Source organism: Streptomyces sp. NPDC046866 (assembly GCF_040704625.1).
Lineage (GTDB): Bacteria > Actinomycetota > Actinomycetes > Streptomycetales > Streptomycetaceae > Streptomyces.
Genome location: NZ_JBEYXN010000003.1, coordinates 160,531 through 179,711, shown reverse-complemented (window position 1 = coordinate 179,711; position 19,181 = coordinate 160,531). Strand labels below are relative to the sequence as shown.

Genomic DNA, 19,181 nt, shown 5'->3' with positions numbered 1-19,181 from the left:
AGCCCCTCAGTCCCATTCCAGGCCGCCGCGACGCCAGACGTAGGCGTAGGCGACGAAGACCGTGAGCACGAAGAGCAGCATCTCGACGAGCCCGAAGATCCCCAGGGAGTCGAAGGTGACCGCCCAGGGGTAGAGGAAGACAACTTCGATGTCGAAGACGATGAAGAGCATCGCCGTCAGGTAGTACTTGATGGGGAAGCGACCGCCGCCGGCCGGTGTGGGCGTGGGCTCGATACCGCACTCGTACGCCTCGAGCTTTGCCCGGTTGTACCGTTTGGGGCCGATCAGCGTGGCCATGACCACGGAGAAGATCGCAAACCCTGCGCCGAGGGCGCCGAGCACGAGGATGGGCGCGTAGGCATTCACGCTCCTCGCTCCTTCCAGTCGTCCTTGACCGTTGGACCGCTGCGCCGGCCGGTGGAAGATCGTGTACATGTGAGGCAGTTCACAAGCCGGACTGCTGCGCATCCTATGCCCGCCGATCTGTGATCTGCGACACGGGTGACAACACCGAGTTTGTGATCTCCACCACCTGACGAACGATCATGAAGTCCGATGAGTGGTGATCTACATACGCGAAGCATCCATGTGATCACCAAAGGTGACATCCGAGCGCGTTACCCCAGGTAGAAGAGGCCCTGCCCTATCAAACGATGTGGGTGACAGGCAAATTTGCACGATCGCGCCCATGGCTGTAAAGGGATCCGCGTCGCCCGGTCGGGGGAGGCGGCGGGGAGCGGAGTGGACGCGTGCATCCGTTCACGATCTCCAGCCGGGCCCGACCGACCCTCCGGGCCGGCTCAGGCCCACCCCCCGGAGCGACCCCGACCCGCTTCCCGGCCGGCCCCGGCCCGGCCCTCCCGGCCGGGCCGCGCCGCCCCTCGGGCCCCGCATCCTCACGGCACGCTCACGGAGAGATCACGAGCGGGGCACGGGGCCTCCACGGCGAGATGTGGCTGTGACCTGCACCACACCGAATCCGTGACGCGGAAAGCGGGCTTGGCCAACTGTGGGCCGGGATGGTAGGCCCCGGGTCAATTCGGACTTATTACTGAAACCCCATGATCACAGCCTTGTGAGGGGCTGTCCGATACGTCCGTTACGGCGTCAATAAGACGCAGCGCGCGTCCGGTTCGCACCGCCTCGCACGCAACTGTGGCGCAGACCACGTTTCTTGAAGGGAACCTCGCCCCCCTGATAGCGGTTGTTCTCATGTCCCACACCGCTCACATACCCAGCCACCGGAAGCCCCGGCGCAGCGCTTCGAAGCTCGCGGTCCGCGCCGGAGTTGCCGGTGGCGTCCTCAGCACCCTGGCGATGGCCGGCACGGCGAGCGCGTCCCCCGCTGCCGAGCCCGTGACCGAGACGCTCGAAATGCCGGTCCTCAACCTGGACCTGGCCGCCGAGGTGTCCTCCGCCGTCACCACCGCCGCCGACAACACCCGTGCGGCCGCCGTCAACGGGGAGCTGCAGGCCGAGGAGGAGAGCGCCCGCAGCGGCGCGGCCGCCGAGGCGAAGCAGGCCAAGGAAGCAGCCGAGAAGAAGGCGAAGGAGGAGGCGGACCGCAAGGCCGAGGCCGAGCGCGCCACCCGCAACGCCGCCCGCACCACGCTGCAGAGCGCCTCCGCCTCCGCCTCCGACGAGCAGGGCGTCGGCACCGTGACCGCCCCGAAGGGCTCGGCCGCCGCCATCGTGAACTTCGTCCGCGCGCAGGTCGGCAAGGCCTACGTCAGCGGCGCCACCGGCCCCTCCGCGTACGACTGCTCCGGCCTGGTCCAGGCCGCCTACCGCCAGGCCGGCATCTCCCTGCCCCGCGTGTCCCAGGACCAGTCCGCGGAGGGCACCTCGGTCTCCCTGAGCGCCCTGCAGCCGGGCGACGTCCTGTACTGGGGCTCCCGCGGCAGCGCCTACCACGTCGCCATCTACGTCGGCGGCGGCAAGTTCGTCGGCGCGCAGAACCCCAGCACGGGCATCGTCGAGCGCTCGCTGAGCTACGACCGTCCGACGGGCGCCGTCCGCATCCTCTGAGCCCGCTTCCGGCGGCGCACACGGCCCGTCCACGGCCAAGGGCCGGTACTCCCCCGCTCGGGGGCGGAGTACCGGCCCTTCGCCGCGCTGCGGCGGCGCTGCCGCTCAGGCGAGCTGCGCCGCCAGCTTGAAGCGGGCCTCGCGCTGCCGCTGGTACAGCGCGAGCGTCTCGGCGTACTGCTCCACGAGCCGCTCCTGGTAGGCCTTCTCGACCGCCGCCCAGACGCCGACCAGGTTCACCTCGCGCTTGCACGCCACGTCCGCCTTGGCCGCCGCGACGGCCCTCGGCCCGGACGGCTCGTCCTCCAACCCGAGCTTCTCGACGACCTCGTAGGGTGTCGGGATACCGCCGTATCCGGACGAACCCATACAGGCCGACCACTTGGCGAGGACCTCCACGACCCGCGAGTCCCCCTTGGCGCGCTCGTGCGCCTCCGAGGCCAGGCCGAACGCGAACAGCAGGTCCACGCTGTCCTTCGTCGGCGCGTACAGCTTGCGGTAGCCCTCGCGGCCGCAGCCGCCAACCGGGACCTTGATCCCGCCGACCTCGATCCCGCTGTCCACCGCGGCGGCCTCCTCCTCGCTCCTGGCGTCGGGGCCTTCGCGCCCTGCGCCCCGCCCGGGGCCTCGCCGTGCAGCTCCAAGGCGGCGGCCGGCGGAGGGGCCCGGGAGCTGGCCCGGGCCCGCCAGGCCCTCACCGAGGCCCGGGCCGCGCTGCGGGCCGCGCAGGACGCGGACGGCCCGATGCTGCCCGCCTCCGAGGCGGTGTTCCTCTCGGGCTTCCCCGCCCGCGTCGCCTCCGTCGGAGCGCAGGTCGGCGCCCCGGTGACCGGGGCCGTCCTGACCGTGTCGGCCGGGGAGCTGGTGGTGGAGGCGTATCTGAAGGAGGACAAGAAGCAGCTGCTGCGCCCCGGGATGCCGGTGGCGATCTCCGCCGAGGCCGTCGGCACCGACCTGCGGGGCCAGGTGGCGCTGGTCGCCGGCGAGCGCTCCGCCGCGCGGCCGACGGGCGCCCGGCAGGGCCAGGGCGCCGGCGGCCAGGACGCCAAGGGCGGCGGGGCCGGCCCCGGCGGCGCGAGCGGCGCGGCCGACCTGGGCTACCGGATGGTCGTCCGCGCCGACGGGGCCCTGCCGGCGGCCCTGGCCGGACAGGACGTACGGCTCACCGCGGAGTCCGCCGCCACCGACGGCGCGGCCCTGGTGGTGCCCGTCACCGCGGTCTCGGCGGGCGCGGACGGCCGCACCGTCGTCACCGCCGTGGCCCCCGACGGCAGTGCACAGCGCCGCGTGGAGGTCCGCACCGGCACCACGGGCGACGGCTTCGTCTCGGTCACCCCGACCCGGCAGGGCGCCCTCGCCCCCGGCACCCGGGTGATCGTCGGGACCGCCGCGGGCGCCCGGAAGGACGCGTCCCGGTGACGCGGCCGCCCGTGATCGAGTTCGAGGGCGTCGGGCTCACGTACCCGGGGACCCCTCCCGTGGCCGCGCTGCTGCCGTGCGAGCTGACCGTGGAGCGGGGGGAGTTCATCACGGTCGTCGGGCCCTCCGGCTCGGGGAAGTCCACCTTCCTCAACGTCGCCGGGCTGCTCGACGCCCCCACCGCCGGCCGGTACCTCCTCGACGGGATCGACACCGCCGCCCTGCCCGACCGGGAGCGGACCGCCCTGCGCGGGCGGCGCATCGGGTTCGTCTTCCAGTCCTTCCACCTGCTGCCCCACCGCTCGGCCCTGGAGAACGCCACCCTCGCCATGCTGTACACCGAAGTGCCCCGCGCCGAACGCCTCGCACGGGCCCGCGCCGCCCTCGACCGGGTCGGGCTCGGGCACCGGGCGGACGCCCTCCCCGGGCGGCCGTCCGGCGGCGAGCGCCAGCGGGTGGCCATCGCCCGCGCCCTGGTCTCCGAGCCCTCGCTGCTGCTGTGCGACGAGCCCACCGGCAACCTCGACTCCGCCAACGCCGGCTCGGTCCTCGCCCTGCTGGACGAACTGCACGCCGTTGGCATGACCGTCCTGGTCATCACGCACGATCCGGCGGTCGCCGCCCGCGGCCGGCGCACCCTGTCCCTCCGCGACGGGCGGGTCTCCGGGTGAGCCGCCGCCCGCGGCGGCGGGGCGGCGCCGACACCGTCCCGCTGACCCGGCTCTCCGTTCGCAACGCGGTGTCCGAGGCCGTCGCCGGCATGCTGCGCCGCCCCGGCCGGGCGGTGCTCACCGCGCTCGGCACCGTCCTCGGCGTCGGCAGCTTCGTGGCGGTGCTCGGGCTGACCGCGACCATCTCCTCGCAGATCGACGGCCGGCTCACCGCCCTGACCGCCACCGCCGAGGTCACCGTCGAGGACGTGGCCGTGCAGCACGACGAGTTCGCGGCCCCCGCCTTCCCCGCGGACACCGAGGCCCGCCTGCGGCAGGTGGCGGGCATCGCGCACGCCGGCGTGATGTGGACCGTACGCCTGGACACGAAGACCCCCATCGCGGCCCTGCCCCCGTCCGCGGGCCCCGACGCAGGCACCGGCACCGGCACCGGCACCGGCACCGGCGGGGTGTCGGTCGTGGCGGCCTCCCCGGGCGCCGTCGCCGCCCTCGCCCCGGTCCTCGGCCAGGGCCGGCTCTACGACGCCTTCGCCGAGCGGACCCGCCAGCGCATCGCCGTCATCGGCAGCGGCGTCGCCGACCGCCTCGGCATCATCACCCTCGCCACCGGGCCCGTCGTGTACGTCGGCCAGGAGCCGTTCACCGTGGCCGGCATCCTCTCCGACCTCGGCCGCAAGCCGGAGCACCTGATGTCGATCCTGGTGCCCCGGGCCACCGCCGAGGAGCTGTGGGGCCCGCCGGGGCCCGCGCAGGCGACCATGCTCATCGACACCGAGCTCGGCGCCGCCCGGCAGGCCGCCGAGCTCGCCCCGCTCGCCCTGCGCCCCGACCACCCCGACCACCCCGAGCACCTCAAGGCCCTGCCCCCCCGATCCCCGCATGCTCCGCTCGGCCGTGACCTCCGACCTCAGCGCGCTGTTCCTGCTGCTGGCCGGGATCTGCCTGGTCATCGGCGCGGTCGGGATCGCGAACACCACGCTCGTCGCCGTGCTGGAACGGACGGGGGAGATCGGGCTGCGCCGGGCGCTCGGGGCCCGCGGCCGCCACGTCTCGGCGCAATTCCTCCTCGAATCAGCCACTGTGGGCGCCCTGGGCGGGCTGGTCAGGACCTCACTCGGCGAACTCACCGTGGTCGCGGTGTCCTTGGTCCGGTCCTGGACGCCCGTGATCCACCCCCTCACGGTCGCGGCGGCCCCGCTCGCCGGACTCCTGACCGGCCTGCTCGCCGGTGTTCACCCCGCGTTGCGGGCGGCCCGTGTCGAACCGGCCGAGGCCCTGCGAAGATAGCCGGGTGCAGTCGAGCGTACGGATCCGTGGAGGTGGTGGTCCCGTGGACACCGGACCGTACGAGGACCGCGGCAGCGCCGCTCCTGGGGGCGACCCCTCCGCGGCCCCCGCCGCGGCCGGCCTCTTCCTCCTCGCCACCGGCGGCTTGCTGCTGAACACGACCCGCCCGTGGCACAAGCCGGGCCACCCGGCCCTGCTCGGCCTCACCTGGACCGTGGCCCTGGCCATGCTGCTGTGGGGCGCGACCCTCCTCACCCGCTCCATCCGCACGGTCCACGGTCCGACCGCCCCGCAGGACCCCGCCGCACTGGACGAGCCGCCCCGTCCCGGGGACGTCCCGACCCGGCCCGCCTGACACCACGGTCCGCACCGGCTGCTGCCGCTGCGCGGAGCCTGTCCCCTCCCCGCCCCTTCCCGAACCGGGGCTCCGCCCCGCACCCCGCTCGCCTCACACGCCGGCGGCGCTGAAAGACCCGGGCGCTCGGCGCCCGGTGCGCTCAAACGCCGCACGGGCTGGATGTGCCGCTGCGCGGCCATTCCAGCCCCGCCGGCGGTTGAGGCGTTTCGGGAAGGGGCGGGGAGGGGAACCGCACCGCGCAGCGGAACAGCGGCAGCGGAACAGCGGCAGCGGGCCGGGCAGGGGCCCCGGGTCAGGCCCTCGGGGCCACCTTCGACAGGCCGTTGATGATGCGGTCCATCGCGTCGCCGCCCGCCGGGTCGGTCAGGTTGGCCAGCATCTTCAGGGTGAACCGCATCAGCACCGGGTGCGTCAGCCCCCGCTGCGTGGCGACCTTCATCACCTTCGGGTTGCCGATCAGCTTCACGAAGGCGCGGCCCAGCGAGTAGTAGCCCCCGTAGGTCTCCTTCAGCACCTTCGGGTAGTTGTGCAGCGCCAGCTCCCGCTGCGCCGGCGTGGCCCGGGCCACGGCCTGCACGATCACGTCGGCCGCGATCTTCCCGGACTCCATCGCGTAGGCGATGCCCTCGCCGTTGAACGGGTTGACGAGCCCGCCCGCGTCACCGACGAGCAGCAGCCCCTTGGTGTAGTGCGGCTGCCGGTTGAACGCCATCGGCAGCGCCGCCCCCCGGATCGGCTGCGTCATGTTCTCCGGCGTGTAGCCCCAGTCCTCCGGCATGGACGCGCACCACGCCTTCAGCACCTCCCGCCAGTCCAGCTCCCGGAAGGCGGAGGAGGAGTTGAGGATGCCGAGGCCGACGTTGGACGTGCCGTCGCCCATGCCGAAGATCCAGCCGTAGCCGGGCAGCAGCCGGTCCTGCGGGCCGCGCCGGTCCCACAGCTCCAGCCAGGACTCCAGGTAGTCGTCGTCGTGCCGCGGCGAGGTGAAGTACGTGCGCACCGCGACGCCCATCGGGCGGTCCTCGCGCCGGTGCAGGCCCATCGCCAGCGACAGCCGCGAGGAGTTGCCGTCGGCCGCGACGACCAGCGGGGCGTGGAAGGTGACCGGGGTCTTCTCCTCGCCCAGCTTGGCGTGCACACCGGTGATGCGCCCGGTCCGGGCGTCGCGCACCGGCTCGCCCACGTTGCACCGCTCGTACAGGCGGGCGCCCGCCTTCTGCGCCTGCCGGGCCAGCGTCTCGTCGAAGTCGTCGCGCTTGCGCACGAGTCCGTAGTCCGGGAAGGAGGCGAGTTCCGGCCAGTCCAGCTGCAGCCGCTGCCCGCCGCCGATGATCCGCAGGCCCTTGTTGCGCAGCCAGCCGGCCTCTTCGGAGACGTCGATGCCCATCGCGACCAGCTGCTTCGTGGCCCGCGGGGTCAGGCCGTCACCGCAGACCTTCTCGCGGGGGAACGCCGTCTTCTCCAGCAGCAGGACGTCCAGACCGGCCTTGGCGAGGTAGTAGGCGGTGGTCGAGCCGGCGGGCCCGGCCCCGACGACGATCACGTCCGCGGAGTGTTCGGAGAGGGGCTCGGTCACTGCGGGGTCTCCCGAAGGCTCGAATAAGGGTGCCGGGCGGCACAGGACATGTGCAGTCTATGCAGCAAGAGAGATCGCGAACCCGAAGGGCTACCTGATGACAACCTCGCCGACGTCGTCGACCCGGCCGCTCCCCGCGGTGCAGCTGCGGGTGCCCACCGACGAGGACGCGCACGCCTGGCACCACGTCTTCGCCGACCCCGCCGTGATGGAGTTCCTCGGCGGACCGGCCGAGCTGTCCGCGTACGAGGAGTTCACCGCCCGCCAGCGGATGCACGACGCACAGCTCGGCTACTGCCTGTGGACGCTGCTGGACGGCGACGGCGAGGTCCTCGGCTTCACCGGCGCGCAGCCCTGGCCGGCCGAGAAGGCGTGGGGCCCGGTCGGCGAGATCGAGATCGGCTGGCGCCTGGCCCGCTCCGCCTGGGGCAAGGGGTACGCGTACGCCGCCGCGCTCGCGACCCTGGACCGGGTCCGCGCCGCGGGCGTCCCCCGCGTCGTCGCGATGATCGACGACGCGAACCTGCGCTCCTCGGCGGTCGCCGAACGCCTCGGCATGACCCTGGAGGAGACCTTCCCCCTCCCCGGCGGCACCCGCACGGGCCGCCGCTACGCCCTCGCCTTCTGAGGCCGCGGCGGCAGCCGGCGTCAGAAGACCGACAGCCCGGTCAGGGTCGTGAACCGGTCCAGGGCGGCCACGCCCGCCACCGAGTTGCCCCGCCTGTCCAGCCCCGGGCTCCACACCGCGAGGGAGCACAGGCCCGGGACGACCGCGACGATGCCGCCGCCGACCCCGCTCTTGCCGGGCAGGCCGACGCGGTAGGCGAAGTCCCCTGCCGCGTCGTACGTCCCGCAGGTCAGCATCACCGCGTTGATCTGCTTGGCCTCGCTGCGCGTCAGCAGCCGCGAGCCGTCGGCCCGCAGCCCGTGCCGGGCCAGGAACAGACCGGCGCGGGCCAGGTCGGCGCAGCTCATCTCGATCGAGCACTGCCAAAAGTAGTGGTCGAGCAGGGTCGGCACCGGGTTGTCGATGTTCCCGTACGAGGCCATGAAGTGGGCCAGGGCCGCATTGCGGTCGCCGTGCTCGTGCTCGGAGGCCGCGACCTCGGCGTCGAAGCCGATGTCCGGGTTGCCGCTCTCCTTGCGCAGGAACTCCAGCAGCTCGCTGCTCGCGTCACCGGTCAGCGTCTGCAGCCGGTCGGTGACGACGAGGGCGCCCGCGTTGATGAACGGGTTGCGCGGGATGCCGTTCTCGTACTCCAGCTGCACCAGGGAGTTGAACGGGTTGCCCGACGGCTCGCGGCCCACCCGCTCCCACAGGATGTCGCCGCCCTCGGCGAGCGCCAGCGCCAACGCGAAGACCTTGGTGATGGACTGCGCCGAGAACGGCACCTGCCAGTCACCGGTCCCGAAGACGTTCCCGTCGAGGTCCGCCACCGCCATCCCGAACCGGCTCGGGTCCACCGTCGCCAGGGCGGGGATGTACTCGGCGGGCGTACCGCTGCCGACCAGCGGGGCCACGTCCGCCGCGATCCGCTCCAGCAGCCCCGCGTGGACGAGCGGCTCGGTGTGCACCGCCACGGCGGCTCAGGCCTTGACGCCGCGGTGCAGCGCGACGATGCCGCCGCTGAGGTTGCGCCAGGCCACCTTCGACCAGCCGGCCTTCTGCAGCAGCGCCGCCAGCGCCGGCTGCTCCGGCCACTCCCGGATCGACTCGGCGAGGTACACGTACGCCTCGGGGTTGGAGGACACCGCGCGGGCCACCGGCGGCAGGGCGCGCATCAGGTACTCCATGTACACCGTGCGGAACGGGCCCCACGTGGGCTGGGAGAACTCGCAGATGACGACCTGGCCGCCCGGCTTCGTCACCCGGTACAGCTCGCGCAGCGCGGCGTCGGTGTCCTGCACGTTGCGCAGGCCGAAGGAGATCGTGACGGTGTCGAAGACATCGTCCTTGAACGGCAGCTTCGTCGCGTCGCCGGCGGTCAGGGGCAGCCAGGCGTGCCGCTTCTTGCCCTCGCGGAGCATGCCGAGGGAGAAGTCGCAGGGGACGACGTACGCGCCCGTCGCGGCGAACGGCAGCGAGGAGGTCGCGGTCCCCGCGGCCAGGTCCAGCACCTTGTGACCGGGGCGGGCGGCGACCGCCTTCGCGACCTCCTTGCGCCAGAGGCGGGCCTGGCCGAGGGAGAGCACGTCGTTGGTGAGGTCGTAGTTCGCCGCCACGCCGTCGAACATGGAGGCGACTTCGTGCGGCTGCTTGTCCAGGGAAGCGCGGGTCACTGGCGTGGGCCCCTCAGTTTGGTCTCTGCGTACGGCCCCATCCTCTCAGGCCCCACCGCCGGGCCTCGCCCCGCCCGCCGGGTCCCGCTGCGCGGAGCCGTTCCCCTCCCCGCCCCTTCCCGAAACCGGGACCTGCGCCCCCGGCCCCGCTGCGGGGCTCCGCCCCCGGCAGCCCCTTCGGGGGCTCCGCCCCCGCACCCTCCCCCAGCTACCGCTGGGGGTACCCCCAGCGCCTCAAACGCCGGCGAGGCTGGATTTCCCGCCGGGCGGGGCCGGAATTGCCGCGCAGCGGCACAATCCAGCCCGCGCGGCGTTTGAGCGCACCGGGCGCGAAGCGCCCGGGTCTTCCAGCCCCGCCGGCGTTTGAGGCGAACGGGGTCCGGGGCGTCAGCCCCGGTTTCGGGAAGGGGCGGGGTGGGGAACCGCTCCGCGCAGCGGAACAGCGGCAGCGGTCGGTCAGGACAGGGCCGTGTCCAGGAGGCGGGACCACTGGGCGACCACGCGGGCGCGCCGGGCCGCGTCGTCCGTCAGGACGTTGGCCAGGCCCAGCCCCCGGGCCATGTCCAGGAGCCCCTGGACGGTTTCGCGGACGCCCGGCACGCTCTCGTCCGCGGCAAGGAGCTCCACCGCTATGCGATGGGTTTCGCGGCCCACCCGCGCCTCCAGTTCGGTGACCCGGGGCCGGAGCTGCGGCTCGTTGGAGGCGGCCACCCACAGCTGCAGGGCCGCCCGGAACAGCGTGCCGGTGTAGAGGTCCACCAGGGCGGACACCACCGCGGAGCGGACCGGCGGCCCGCCGGTGAAGAGGTTCCGCAGGGCCGCCGACCGCTCCTCGGCCACGTACTCGACCGCGGCCGTGAACAGGTCCTCCCGCGTGGGGAAGTGGTGCTGGGCCGCGCCCCGGGAGACCCCGGCCCGCTCGGCCACGACCGACACCGTGGACCCGCCCCACCCGTACTCGGCGAGGCAGGAGACCGCGGCTTCGAGCAGCCGCTGCCGCGTGGCCCGGCTGCGGTCCTGCTTCGGCTGTGTCACGGCGCCCACGTCGGCCTCCGCCGCTCGAAGCGGGCCGCGATTCCCTCCCGCGCCTCGGCGGAGCCGAAAACCCGCGCGGACAGCGCCGCCAGCCCCTCACCGTCCCGCGCGAGCGCCTCCCGTACGGGCGCGGTGAGCAGCCGCTTCGTCTCGGCCAGGGCGACCGGCCCCGCATCCCGAAGCCCGGCGAGGACCGGGGCGAGCGCGGCGTCCACGTCCTCGCCGTGCAGCGTGAGCAGCCCGATCCGGGCGGCCTCGGCCGGGCCGAACACCTCGGCGGTCAGCAGGTACCGCCCGGCGGCCCGCGGCTCCAGCCGCGGCAGCAGCGGCGCGGAGATCACCGCCGGGACCAGGCCGAGGTGGGTCTCGGTGAAGGCGTACGAGGACTGGGGCCCGCCGGCGGCGATGTCGCAGACCCCGAGCAGCCCGAGCCCGCCCGCCCGCACGTGCCCGGCGGCCCGTGCCACGACCGGCTTCGGCAGCTCGGCGATCTCCCGCAGGAGGGCGAGGAAGTCGGCCGGCTCGCACGGCGACTTCAGGTCCGCTCCGGCGCAGAACGTGCCGCCGGTGTGGGTGAGCACGACGGCGCGGACCGCCGGGTCCGCGCCCGCCGCGGCGAGGGCCGCGCGCAGCTGCGCGACCAGCTCCGCGGAGAGCGCGTTGCGGTTGGCCGGGGAGTCGAGCGTGAGGGTGGTGACACCGCGGTCGTGCGCGGATCCGACGACGATCTTCGTCACTTCCGTTCCTCAGTAGGACTTGGGGAGGCCCAGCGTCTGGTGCGAGACGAAGTTGAGGATCATCTCGCGGCTGACGGGGGCGATCCGGGACACCCGGGAGGCGGTGACGAGGGAGGCCAGTCCGTACTCGCGGGTGAGGCCGTTGCCGCCCAGGGTGTGGACCGCCTGGTCCACCGCCTTCACGCAGGCCTCGGCGGCAGCGTACTTGGCCATGTTCGCGGCCTCTCCGGCGCCCGCGTCGTCGCCGGCGTCGTAGAGGCGGGCGGCCTTCTGCATCATCAGGCGGGCGAGCTCCAGCTCGATGTGGGCGGCCGCGAGCGGGTGGGCGATGGCCTGGTGGGCGCCGATCGGCTCCTTCCACACCTGCCGGGTACGGGCGTAGTCGACGGCCTTGGCGAGGGCGTGGCGGCCCATGCCGATGGCGAAGGCGGCGGTCATGATGCGCTCGGGGTTGAGTCCGGCGAAGAGCTGGAGCAGGCCGGCGTCCTCGTCGCCCACCAGCGCGTCGGCGGGCAGCCGCACCTCGTCCAGGACGAGTTCGAACTGCTTCTCCGCCGCCTGGAGTTCCATGTCGATGACCGAGCGGGTGAAGCCGGGGGCGTCGCGGTCCACGATGAACAGGCACGGCTTGAGCCGGCCCGTCCGGGCGTCCTCGGTGCGGCCGACGATCAGGGTGGCGTCGGCGATGTCCACGCCGGAGATGAACACCTTGCGCCCGGTGAGGATCCAGTCGTCGCCGTCGCGGCGGGCGGTGGTGGTGATGCGGTGGGAGTTCGAGCCGGCGTCGGGTTCGGTGATGCCGAAGGCCATGGTGCGGCTGCCGTCGGCGAGGCCGGGCAGCCAGGCCTGCTTCTGGGCGTCGGTGCCGAAGCGGGCGATGACCGTTCCGCAGATGGCGGGCGAGACGACCATCATCAGCAGGGGGCAGCCGGCGGCCCCGAGCTCCTCCAGGACGATGGAGAGCTCGGCGATGCCGCCGCCTCCGCCGCCGTACGCCTCGGGCAGGTTGACCCCGAGGTAGCCGAGCTTGGCGGCGTCGGCCCACAGCTCGACGGGGTGGCCGCCCCCGCGGGTGACGCGGGCGAGGTAGTCGCGCCCGTAGCGCTGTCCGAGGGCGGCGACGGCGGCGCGCAGGGCCTGGTGCTCCTCGGTTTCGAGGACGGCTGTGGTCTGGGCGGATGCGGGGCTCATGCGGGCGGTTCCTCCTGGACTACGGCGAGCAGGGCGCCGAACTCGACCTGGTGGCCGAGGCCGGCGTGGAGCGCGGTGAGCGTGCCGGAGGCGGGGGAGACGATGCGGTGCTCCATCTTCATGGCCTCCAGCCAGAGCAGGGGCTGCCCGGCGGTGACGGGGTCGCCGGGCGCGAGGCCCTCGGCGATCCGGACGACGGTGCCGGGCATGGGGGCGAGCAGGGAGCCGGGCAGGGTGCGGTCCTGGGGGTCGGTGAACCGCGGGACGGGCGTGAGGGTGTGGGCGGCCGGGGCGGCGCTCGCGGGCAGGGGCGCGGTGTCCACCCAGACCTCCGCGGCGGCATCCCGCACGCCCCGGGTGTTCGATTTTTGTTTCACGTGGAACACGCGCCGTACGCCGTCGACTTCGAGGTCGACGCGCTCCGGTGCCGCGGCCAGCACCCGGACGCCGGGGAGGTCCACGAGCTGCGGCGGGCCGCTGCGCGCGGGCAGGTAGGCGACCTCGTACTCGGCGCCGTCCACGGTGTAGCGGCGGGTCTGCGGCCGGGAGCGGAGGTTGCGCCAGCCGCCGAGGCGGGTGGCGAGCGGGGCGTACGGGTCGGGGGCCGGGGCCGCGGCGGCCAGCGCGGCGGCGGCCGCGGCCAGGGCGGCGGCCCGGTCGGCGTCCGGGGCGGGGGCGGTGAGGTCCGCGAGGTGGCGCTCGTAGAACCCGGTGTCGAGCCGTGCCGCGGTGAACTCCTCGTGCCCGAGGGTCCGTACGAGGAGCTCGCGGTTGGTGGTGAGGCCGTGGATCCGGGCCGCCGCCAGGGCACGGGCCAGGGCGCGGACGGCCTCGCCGCGGGTCGGGGCGTGGGCGATGACCTTGGCGAGCATCGGGTCGTAGTGGATGCCGACCCGGTCGCCGTCGGCGTATCCGGCGTCGACGCGGACGGTGGCGCCGGGGTGGGGCGTCGCACCGGTGCCGCTGCCGCGGCCGGCCGCTCCGGGTGGGGCGGGCGGCGACGCCGGGACGTGGAGGGTGGCCAGGGTGCCGGTCTGCGGGCGCCAGTCCCGGGCCGGGTCCTCGGCGTACAGGCGGGCCTCGACGGCGTGCCCGTACGGCTCCGGCGGCTCGGGCGGCAGCGCGGCGCCCTCGGCGACGCGGATCTGCAGGGCGACGAGGTCGAGGCCGAAGACCGCCTCGGTGACGGGGTGCTCCACCTGGAGGCGGGTGTTCATCTCCAGGAAGCAGGGCCGGCCGTCGGCGGTGACGAGGAACTCCACCGTGCCCGCGCCCTGGTAGCCGACGGCCCGGGCGGCCGCCGCGGCGGCCTCGTGCAGGGCGGTGCGCAGCGGGTCGGGCAGGCCGGGCGCCGGGGCCTCCTCGATGACCTTCTGGTGCCGGCGCTGCAGCGAGCAGTCGCGGGTGCCGAGCGCCCAGACGGTGCCGTGGGCGTCGGCGAGCACCTGCACCTCGACGTGCCGGCCCCGCTCGACGTACGGCTCGGCGAAGACCTCGCCGTCGCCGAAGGCGGAGCGCGCCTCGGCCGCGGCGGCGTCCAGCTCGGCCTTGAGCCCGTCCAGGTCGCGGACCACCCGCATGCCGCGGCCGCCGCCGCCCGCGGCGGCCTTGAGCAGGAGCGGCAGGTCGGCCGCGGTGGCGGTCGCCGGGTCGACGGGCTCCAGCAGCGGGACCCCGGCGGCGCGCATCAGCTCCTTGGCCCGGGTCTTGGAGGCCATGGCCTCGATGGCCTCGGGCGGCGGCCCGATCCAGACCAGGCCGGCGGCGAGGACGGCCCGGGCGAAGCCGGCGTTCTCGGAGAGGAACCCGTAGCCGGGGTGGACGGCGTCCGCGCCGGCGGCCAGCGCGGCCTCGATGACGAGGTCGCCGCGCAGGTAGGTCTCGGCGGGGGCCGCGCCGGGCAGGCGGACGGCCGTGTCGGCCTCGCGGACGTGCAGCGCGCCGGCGTCCGGGTCGGAGTGGACGGCGACGGTGGCCAGGCCGAGGGCGCGGGCGGTGCGGAAGACGCGGACGGCGATCTCGCCGCGGTTGGCGACGAGGAGGGAGGTGACGGGGCGGGAGGGGGCGGGGCGGGAGGCGGCAGGGCGGCTCCGCGGCCCCGGCGCAGGAGTGTGGATCCGATCCGGGGCCGGGTTCGGGTCGGGCTTCGTCTGGGTCATGGCGGGCTCACATCCGGAAGACGCCGAAGCCGCCGCGGGCGCCCTCGACGGGGGCGTTGTGGACGGCCGAGAGGCACAGGCCGAGGACGGTGCGGGTGTCGCGGGGGTCGATGACCCCGTCGTCGTACAGCCGCCCGGACAGGAACATCGGGAGGGACTCGGACTCGATCTGCGCCTCCACGAAGGCGCGCATGCCGGCGTCGGCCTCCTCGTCGTACGGCTGCCCCTTCGCCGCGGCCGACTGCCGGGCCACGATGGACAGCACCCCGGCCAGCTGCCGCGGGCCCATGACCGCCGACTTGGCGCTGGGCCAGGCGAACAGGAAGCGCGGCTCGTAGGCGCGCCCGCACATGCCGTAGTGGCCGGCCCCGTAGCTGGCGCCGATCAGGACGGACAGGTGCGGGACGCGGGAGTTGGAGACCGCGTTGATCATCATCGAGCCGTGCTTGACGATGCCGCCCTGCTCGTACTCCCGGCCGACCATGTAGCCGGTGGTGTTGTGGAGGAAGAGCAGCGGGATGTCGCGCTGGTTGGCGAGCTGGATGAACTGGGCGGCCTTCTGCGACTCGGCGCTGAACAGCACGCCCTGGGCATTGGCCAGGATGCCGACGGGGTAGCCGTGCAGGGCGGCCCAGCCGGTGACGAGGCTGGGCCCGTACAGGGGCTTGAACTCGTCGAAGTCGGAGCCGTCGACGATGCGGGCGATGACCTCGCGGGGGTCGAAGGGGGTCTTGAGGTCCTCCGGGACGATGCCGAGGAGCTCCTCCGGGTCGTACGCCGGCTCCTCGGCGCGCGGCGGGGCCGGGTGGGCGCGGCGGTGGTTCAGCCGGGCGACGATGCGGCGGGCCTGGCGGATCGCGTCGTGCTCGTCCAGGGCGTGGTGGTCGGCGAGGCCGGAGGTGCGGGCGTGCATGTCGGCGCCGCCCAGGGACTCGTCGTCGCTCTCCTCACCGGTGGCCATCTTCACGAGCGGCGGACCGCCGAGGAACACCTTCGAGCGGTCCTTGATCATGACCGTGTGGTCGGACATCCCCGGGATGTACGCGCCTCCGGCGGTGGAGTTGCCGAAGACGACGGCGACGGTCGGGATCCCCGCGGCGGAGAGCCGGGTGAGGTCGCGGAAGATCGCACCGCCCGGGATGAAGATCTCCTTCTGGGAGGGCAGGTCGGCGCCTCCGGACTCGACGAGGCTGACCACGGGCAGCCGGTTGTGCAGGGCGATCTCGTTGGCCCGCAGGGCCTTCTTCAGCGTCCAGGGGTTGGAGGCGCCGCCGCGCACCGTCGGGTCGTTGGCGGTGACCAGGCATTCGACGCCCTCGACGGTGCCGATGCCGGTGACGATGGACGCGCCGACCGGGTAGTCGCTGCCCCAGGCCGCCAGCGGGGACAGCTCCAGGAACGGGGTGTCCGGGTCGAGCAGCAGCTCGATGCGCTCGCGGGCGAGGAGCTTGCCGCGGGAGCGGTGGCGGGCGGTGTACTTCTCGCCGCCGCCGAGCAGGGCCTTGGCGTGCTCGGCGTCCAGGGCGGCGAGGCGTTCCAGGGCGGCGGTGCGGGCCGCCGCGAACTCGGGGGCGCGGGGGTCCACGGTGGTGCCGAGGCGGGTCATGGGGCGGTCCCCTCCGGGGCGGGCTCGGCCGGCTGGGCCGACGGGGCGGGCAGCAGGTGTACGGGGATCTCCAGGTGGCGGGCGCGGAGCCATTCGGCGAGGGCCTTGGCCTGGGGGTCGAAGCGGTGGGCGGAGGCGGCGCCGGCGCCGAGGATTGCGGTGACGGTGAAGTTCAGGGCGCGCAGGTTCGCCAGGGCGTGCCGGGTGACGGAAAGACCGCGGGTCTCGGGCAGCAGCTCCTGGAACCGCTCGACGGTGAGGGTGGCGTCCAGCCACTCCCAGGCGGGCGCCGACTCGACCCACACCCCGACGTTGGCGTCGCCGCCCTTGTCGCCGCTCCGCGCCCCGGCCACGAGCCCGAGCGGAGCCCGGCGGGTGGGGGTTGCGGGGCCGGGTCGGCGGGCGGGGCCTGCCGGCTCCCGCGGCGCGGAGCCCGCCGGCGGGGCCGGACGTCCCGGGCGCTCCGCGCCCGTGCGCTCGGACGAGGAGAACGCAGGAGCCGGGATCGGGAGGCGGGTGCCGTCCGGGAGCACCGCGGTGTGCGGCACCTGCGCGGCCGGGACCGCAGCCGAGTCGAACACCCCGTACGGCTGGGCCGCCCCCGGCGGGGCCGTGACGTGGAAGCCCGGGTAGCTCGCCAGGGCCAGTTCGACGGCCCGGGCGGTGAGGGCCCGGCCGACCCGGTCGGCGGAGGGGTCGCGGACCACCAGCCGCAGCAGGGCGCTCGCCGTCTCCTGGGTGTCGGCGTCGGGGTGGTCGGTGCGGGCCAGGGTCCACTCCGCGTGCGCCACTTCCGCCAGGGCATCGGCCAGTTGGGCCTTCAGCAGGGCGGCCTTGGCCTCGATGTCCAGGCCGGTCAGGACGAACACCACCTCGTTGCGCCAGCCGCCGATCCGGGTGACGCCCGCCTTGAGCGTGGCGGGCGGCGGCTCGCCGATGACGCCGGTGACGGCGACCCGGTCCGGCCCGGCGTCGGCCAGGCGGACGGTGTCCAGGCGGGCCGTGACGTCGGGGCCGAGGTAGCGGGGCCCCTGCGTCTCGTAGAGGAGCTGGGCGGTGACCGTGCCCGCCGACACCACCCCGCCCGTCCCGGGGTGCTTGGTGATGACCGAGGAGCCGTCCTCGGAGATCTCCGCCAGCGGGAAGCCGGGCCGCCGCACGTCGTGGGCGGTGAAGAAGGAGTAGTTGCCGCCGGTGGCCTGCGTCCCGCACTCCAGGACGTGCCCCGCGACCACCGCCCCGGCCAGCCGGTCCCAGTCGTCGGCCGCCCAGTCGAACCACCAGGCCGCCGGCCCGCTGACCAGGGCCGCGTCAGTGACCCGGCCGGTGACCACCACGTCCGCGCCCGCCCGCAGGCAGGCCGCGATGCCGGCGCCGCCGAGGTAGGCGTTGGCGGTGAGCGCGCCGTCGCCGTACGGCATGAGGTCGTCGCCCTCCACGTGGGCGACGGCGGCCGGCACCCCGGTCTTGGCCGCCAGTTCGCGGATCGCGCGGGCGAGCCCCGCCGGGTTCAGGCCGCCGGCGTTCGCGACGATGCGGACGCCCCGCTCGTGGGCGAGCCCGAGGCCCTCCTCCAGCTGGCGCAGGAAGGTTTTTGCATAGCCGGCGTCCGGGTCCTTCAGCCGGTCGCGGCCGAGGATCAGCATGGTCAGCTCGGCCAGGTAGTCGCCGGTCAACACGTCCAGCGGGCCGCCCGTCAGCATCTCCCGTACGGCGTCGAAGCGGTCCCCGTAGAAGCCGGAGGCGTTCCCGATCCGCAGCGGGCGCCGCCGCGGCGGGGGCGTCACCGCAGCGTCCCGGGCGCGCGGCCCCGGCCCGCCGGGCCGGCGAAGGCCTGGGCGATGTCCAGCCAGCGGTCGGCGTCGGGCCCGGCGGCCGTCAGGGCCACATCGGCGCGGTGCGCCCGCTGCGTCACCAGCAGGCAGAAGTCGAGGGCCGGCCCGGTCACCCGCTGCTCGGCCTCCGGCGGCCCGTACGCCCACGGCTCGCCGCCGCCCGGCGGTACGAGCTCCACCCGGAACTCCGCGGTCGGCGCGGGCAGTCCCCGTACCGCGAACGCGTAGTCGCGGGCCCGGACCCCGATCCGGGCCACGTGCCGCAGCCGCGCGGTCGGGGTGCGGCGTACGCCCAGCGCATCGGCGACGTCCTGGCCGTGCGCCCACGTCTCCATCAGCCGGGCGCTCGCCATGGAGGCGGCCTTCATGGGCGGCCCGTACCAGGGGAACCGGGCGTCGGTCGGTGCCGCCTCCAGGGCCGCGCCGAGTTCGGTGCGGGTGGCGCGCCAGCGGGCCAGCAGCTCGGCGGGCGGCAGGGCCGCGCCCTCTTCGGCGCCCGCGTCGACGAAGCCCTCGGGGGCCTTGGCGGCCTCCTCCGCCAGGCGGGCGAAGCCGGGGGCGTCGGTGAGGGAGACCAGCGCGGCCCGGTCGGTCCAGTGCAGGTGGGCGATCTGGTGGGCGATGGTCCAGCGGGGCGCGGGGGTCGGCTTCGCCCAGCCGGCGTCGGGCAGGTCCCGTACGAGGGAGTCGAGTGCGAGGCTCTCCTCGCGCAGATCGTCGAAGACGGCGGTGACTGCGCTGGCTGAGGCGGCTGCGGCGGTTGAGGCGGCTGAGGCGGCTGCGGACGGATCGGGCACGGGGTGCTCTCCTCTCGGCGTGAGGGGAACACTGGCACCCGCACCCAAAACAATCAAGCATGCTTGCATGATTTTCTTGCGAGCCGCTCCCTTCACGCCAGGTCACCAACAGCCTTCCGACGCAGGCCACTTGGCATCGGCGGCCGGGCCGTGCAGGTACGGCCGCCGCCCCGGGCCGCGCGCCGCAGAAGCGGTTTCGGCC

The 19,181-nt window shown here is 74.5% G+C and carries 17 protein-coding genes and 1 pseudogene; 6 read left to right on the top strand and 12 right to left on the bottom strand.

What is annotated here, in order from left to right:
- Positions 1–6: 6 nt before the first annotated feature.
- Positions 7–366, bottom strand: coding sequence for an NADH-quinone oxidoreductase subunit A (locus AB0953_RS06780; protein WP_030028256.1), 360 nt, complete (start codon positions 364–366; stop codon positions 7–9).
- A gap of 846 nt (positions 367–1,212) precedes the next feature.
- Between AB0953_RS06780 and AB0953_RS06775 the strand changes: the two genes are divergently transcribed.
- Positions 1,213–2,028, top strand: coding sequence for an NlpC/P60 family protein (locus AB0953_RS06775; RefSeq protein WP_366858344.1), 816 nt, complete (start codon positions 1,213–1,215; stop codon positions 2,026–2,028).
- Positions 2,029–2,133: 105 nt separating this feature from the next.
- Here AB0953_RS06775 and AB0953_RS06770 read toward each other — a convergent pair whose 3' ends face one another.
- Positions 2,134–2,592 carry a hypothetical protein gene (locus tag AB0953_RS06770; RefSeq protein WP_366858343.1) on the bottom strand — a complete coding sequence of 153 codons (459 nt, stop codon included), beginning with the start codon at positions 2,590–2,592 and terminating at the stop codon, positions 2,134–2,136.
- A gap of 180 nt (positions 2,593–2,772) precedes the next feature.
- Between AB0953_RS06770 and AB0953_RS06765 the strand changes: the two genes are divergently transcribed.
- The 4 genes and pseudogenes from AB0953_RS06765 to AB0953_RS06750 all read left to right on the top strand — a co-directional run bounded on the left by AB0953_RS06765 (position 2,773) and on the right by AB0953_RS06750 (position 5,760).
- The gene (locus AB0953_RS06765; RefSeq protein ID WP_366858342.1) at positions 2,773–3,447 is read left to right on the top strand and encodes a hypothetical protein; all 675 of its coding nucleotides are present in this window, start codon (positions 2,773–2,775) and stop codon (positions 3,445–3,447) included.
- The gene (locus tag AB0953_RS06760) at positions 3,444–4,118 is read left to right on the top strand and encodes an ABC transporter ATP-binding protein (RefSeq protein ID WP_366858341.1); all 675 of its coding nucleotides are present in this window, start codon (positions 3,444–3,446) and stop codon (positions 4,116–4,118) included. The genes AB0953_RS06765 and AB0953_RS06760 overlap by 4 nt, the downstream gene beginning before the upstream one ends.
- A gap of 41 nt (positions 4,119–4,159) precedes the next feature.
- A pseudogene (locus AB0953_RS06755) lies at positions 4,160–5,405 on the top strand (ABC transporter permease).
- A 43-nt stretch (positions 5,406–5,448) separates the two neighbouring features.
- Complete coding sequence (locus tag AB0953_RS06750) at positions 5,449–5,760, top strand: hypothetical protein (RefSeq protein WP_366858340.1); 312 nt, start codon at positions 5,449–5,451, stop codon at positions 5,758–5,760.
- Between the two features lie 295 nt (positions 5,761–6,055).
- On the opposite strand, the gene AB0953_RS06745 is transcribed toward AB0953_RS06750, so the two are convergent.
- A complete protein-coding gene (locus tag AB0953_RS06745; RefSeq protein ID WP_366858339.1) occupies positions 6,056–7,339 on the bottom strand; it encodes a geranylgeranyl reductase family protein in 1,284 nt (427 codons plus the stop codon).
- Positions 7,340–7,436: 97 nt separating this feature from the next.
- On the opposite strand from AB0953_RS06745, the gene AB0953_RS06740 reads away from it, so the two are divergent.
- On the top strand, positions 7,437–7,967 hold the full coding sequence (locus AB0953_RS06740) for a GNAT family N-acetyltransferase (RefSeq protein ID WP_366858338.1): 531 nt from the start codon (positions 7,437–7,439) through the stop codon (positions 7,965–7,967).
- Between the two features lie 20 nt (positions 7,968–7,987).
- Here AB0953_RS06740 and AB0953_RS06735 read toward each other — a convergent pair whose 3' ends face one another.
- From AB0953_RS06735 to AB0953_RS06695, 9 genes are all read right to left on the bottom strand, one after another.
- Complete coding sequence (locus AB0953_RS06735; RefSeq protein ID WP_366858337.1) at positions 7,988–8,920, bottom strand: glutaminase; 933 nt, start codon at positions 8,918–8,920, stop codon at positions 7,988–7,990.
- A 6-nt stretch (positions 8,921–8,926) separates the two neighbouring features.
- Positions 8,927–9,619 carry a demethylmenaquinone methyltransferase gene (locus AB0953_RS06730; protein ID WP_366858336.1) on the bottom strand — a complete coding sequence of 231 codons (693 nt, stop codon included), beginning with the start codon at positions 9,617–9,619 and terminating at the stop codon, positions 8,927–8,929.
- Between the two features lie 456 nt (positions 9,620–10,075).
- On the bottom strand, positions 10,076–10,663 hold the full coding sequence (locus AB0953_RS06725) for a TetR/AcrR family transcriptional regulator (protein WP_366858335.1): 588 nt from the start codon (positions 10,661–10,663) through the stop codon (positions 10,076–10,078).
- The gene (locus AB0953_RS06720) at positions 10,651–11,391 is read right to left on the bottom strand and encodes an enoyl-CoA hydratase family protein (RefSeq protein ID WP_366858334.1); all 741 of its coding nucleotides are present in this window, start codon (positions 11,389–11,391) and stop codon (positions 10,651–10,653) included. Before AB0953_RS06720 ends, AB0953_RS06725 begins: the two co-directional genes overlap by 13 nt.
- Before the next feature lie 9 nt (positions 11,392–11,400).
- Positions 11,401–12,582: an acyl-CoA dehydrogenase gene (locus AB0953_RS06715; protein ID WP_366858333.1), complete on the bottom strand. Its 1,182-nt coding sequence runs from the start codon at positions 12,580–12,582 to the stop codon at positions 11,401–11,403.
- On the bottom strand, positions 12,579–14,741 hold the full coding sequence (locus AB0953_RS06710) for a biotin carboxylase N-terminal domain-containing protein (protein ID WP_366858332.1): 2,163 nt from the start codon (positions 14,739–14,741) through the stop codon (positions 12,579–12,581). Before AB0953_RS06710 ends, AB0953_RS06715 begins: the two co-directional genes overlap by 4 nt.
- Positions 14,742–14,748: 7 nt before the next feature.
- A complete protein-coding gene (locus AB0953_RS06705) occupies positions 14,749–16,347 on the bottom strand; it encodes a carboxyl transferase domain-containing protein (protein ID WP_366858331.1) in 1,599 nt (532 codons plus the stop codon).
- Positions 16,344–18,134 (bottom strand): acyclic terpene utilization AtuA family protein, encoded by a 1,791-nt coding sequence (locus tag AB0953_RS06700; protein WP_366858330.1) that lies wholly within the window; start codon positions 18,132–18,134, stop codon positions 16,344–16,346. The genes AB0953_RS06705 and AB0953_RS06700 overlap by 4 nt, the downstream gene beginning before the upstream one ends.
- Complete coding sequence (locus tag AB0953_RS06695; protein WP_366858329.1) at positions 18,131–18,979, bottom strand: TIGR03084 family metal-binding protein; 849 nt, start codon at positions 18,977–18,979, stop codon at positions 18,131–18,133. Before AB0953_RS06695 ends, AB0953_RS06700 begins: the two co-directional genes overlap by 4 nt.
- Positions 18,980–19,181 lie beyond the last annotated feature (202 nt).

Coding starts and splice junctions, on each gene's coding strand:
- AB0953_RS06715 (WP_366858333.1), bottom strand. CDS start 12,582: ATGAGCCCCGCATCCGCCCAGACCACAGCCGTCCTCGAAACCGAGGAG.
- AB0953_RS06710 (WP_366858332.1), bottom strand. CDS start 14,741: ATGACCCAGACGAAGCCCGACCCGAACCCGGCCCCGGATCGGATCCAC.
- AB0953_RS06705 (WP_366858331.1), bottom strand. CDS start 16,347: ATGACCCGCCTCGGCACCACCGTGGACCCCCGCGCCCCCGAGTTCGCG.
- AB0953_RS06765 (WP_366858342.1), top strand. CDS start 2,773: ATGCTGCCCGCCTCCGAGGCGGTGTTCCTCTCGGGCTTCCCCGCCCGC.
- AB0953_RS06740 (WP_366858338.1), top strand. CDS start 7,437: ATGACAACCTCGCCGACGTCGTCGACCCGGCCGCTCCCCGCGGTGCAG.
- AB0953_RS06775 (WP_366858344.1), top strand. CDS start 1,213: ATGTCCCACACCGCTCACATACCCAGCCACCGGAAGCCCCGGCGCAGC.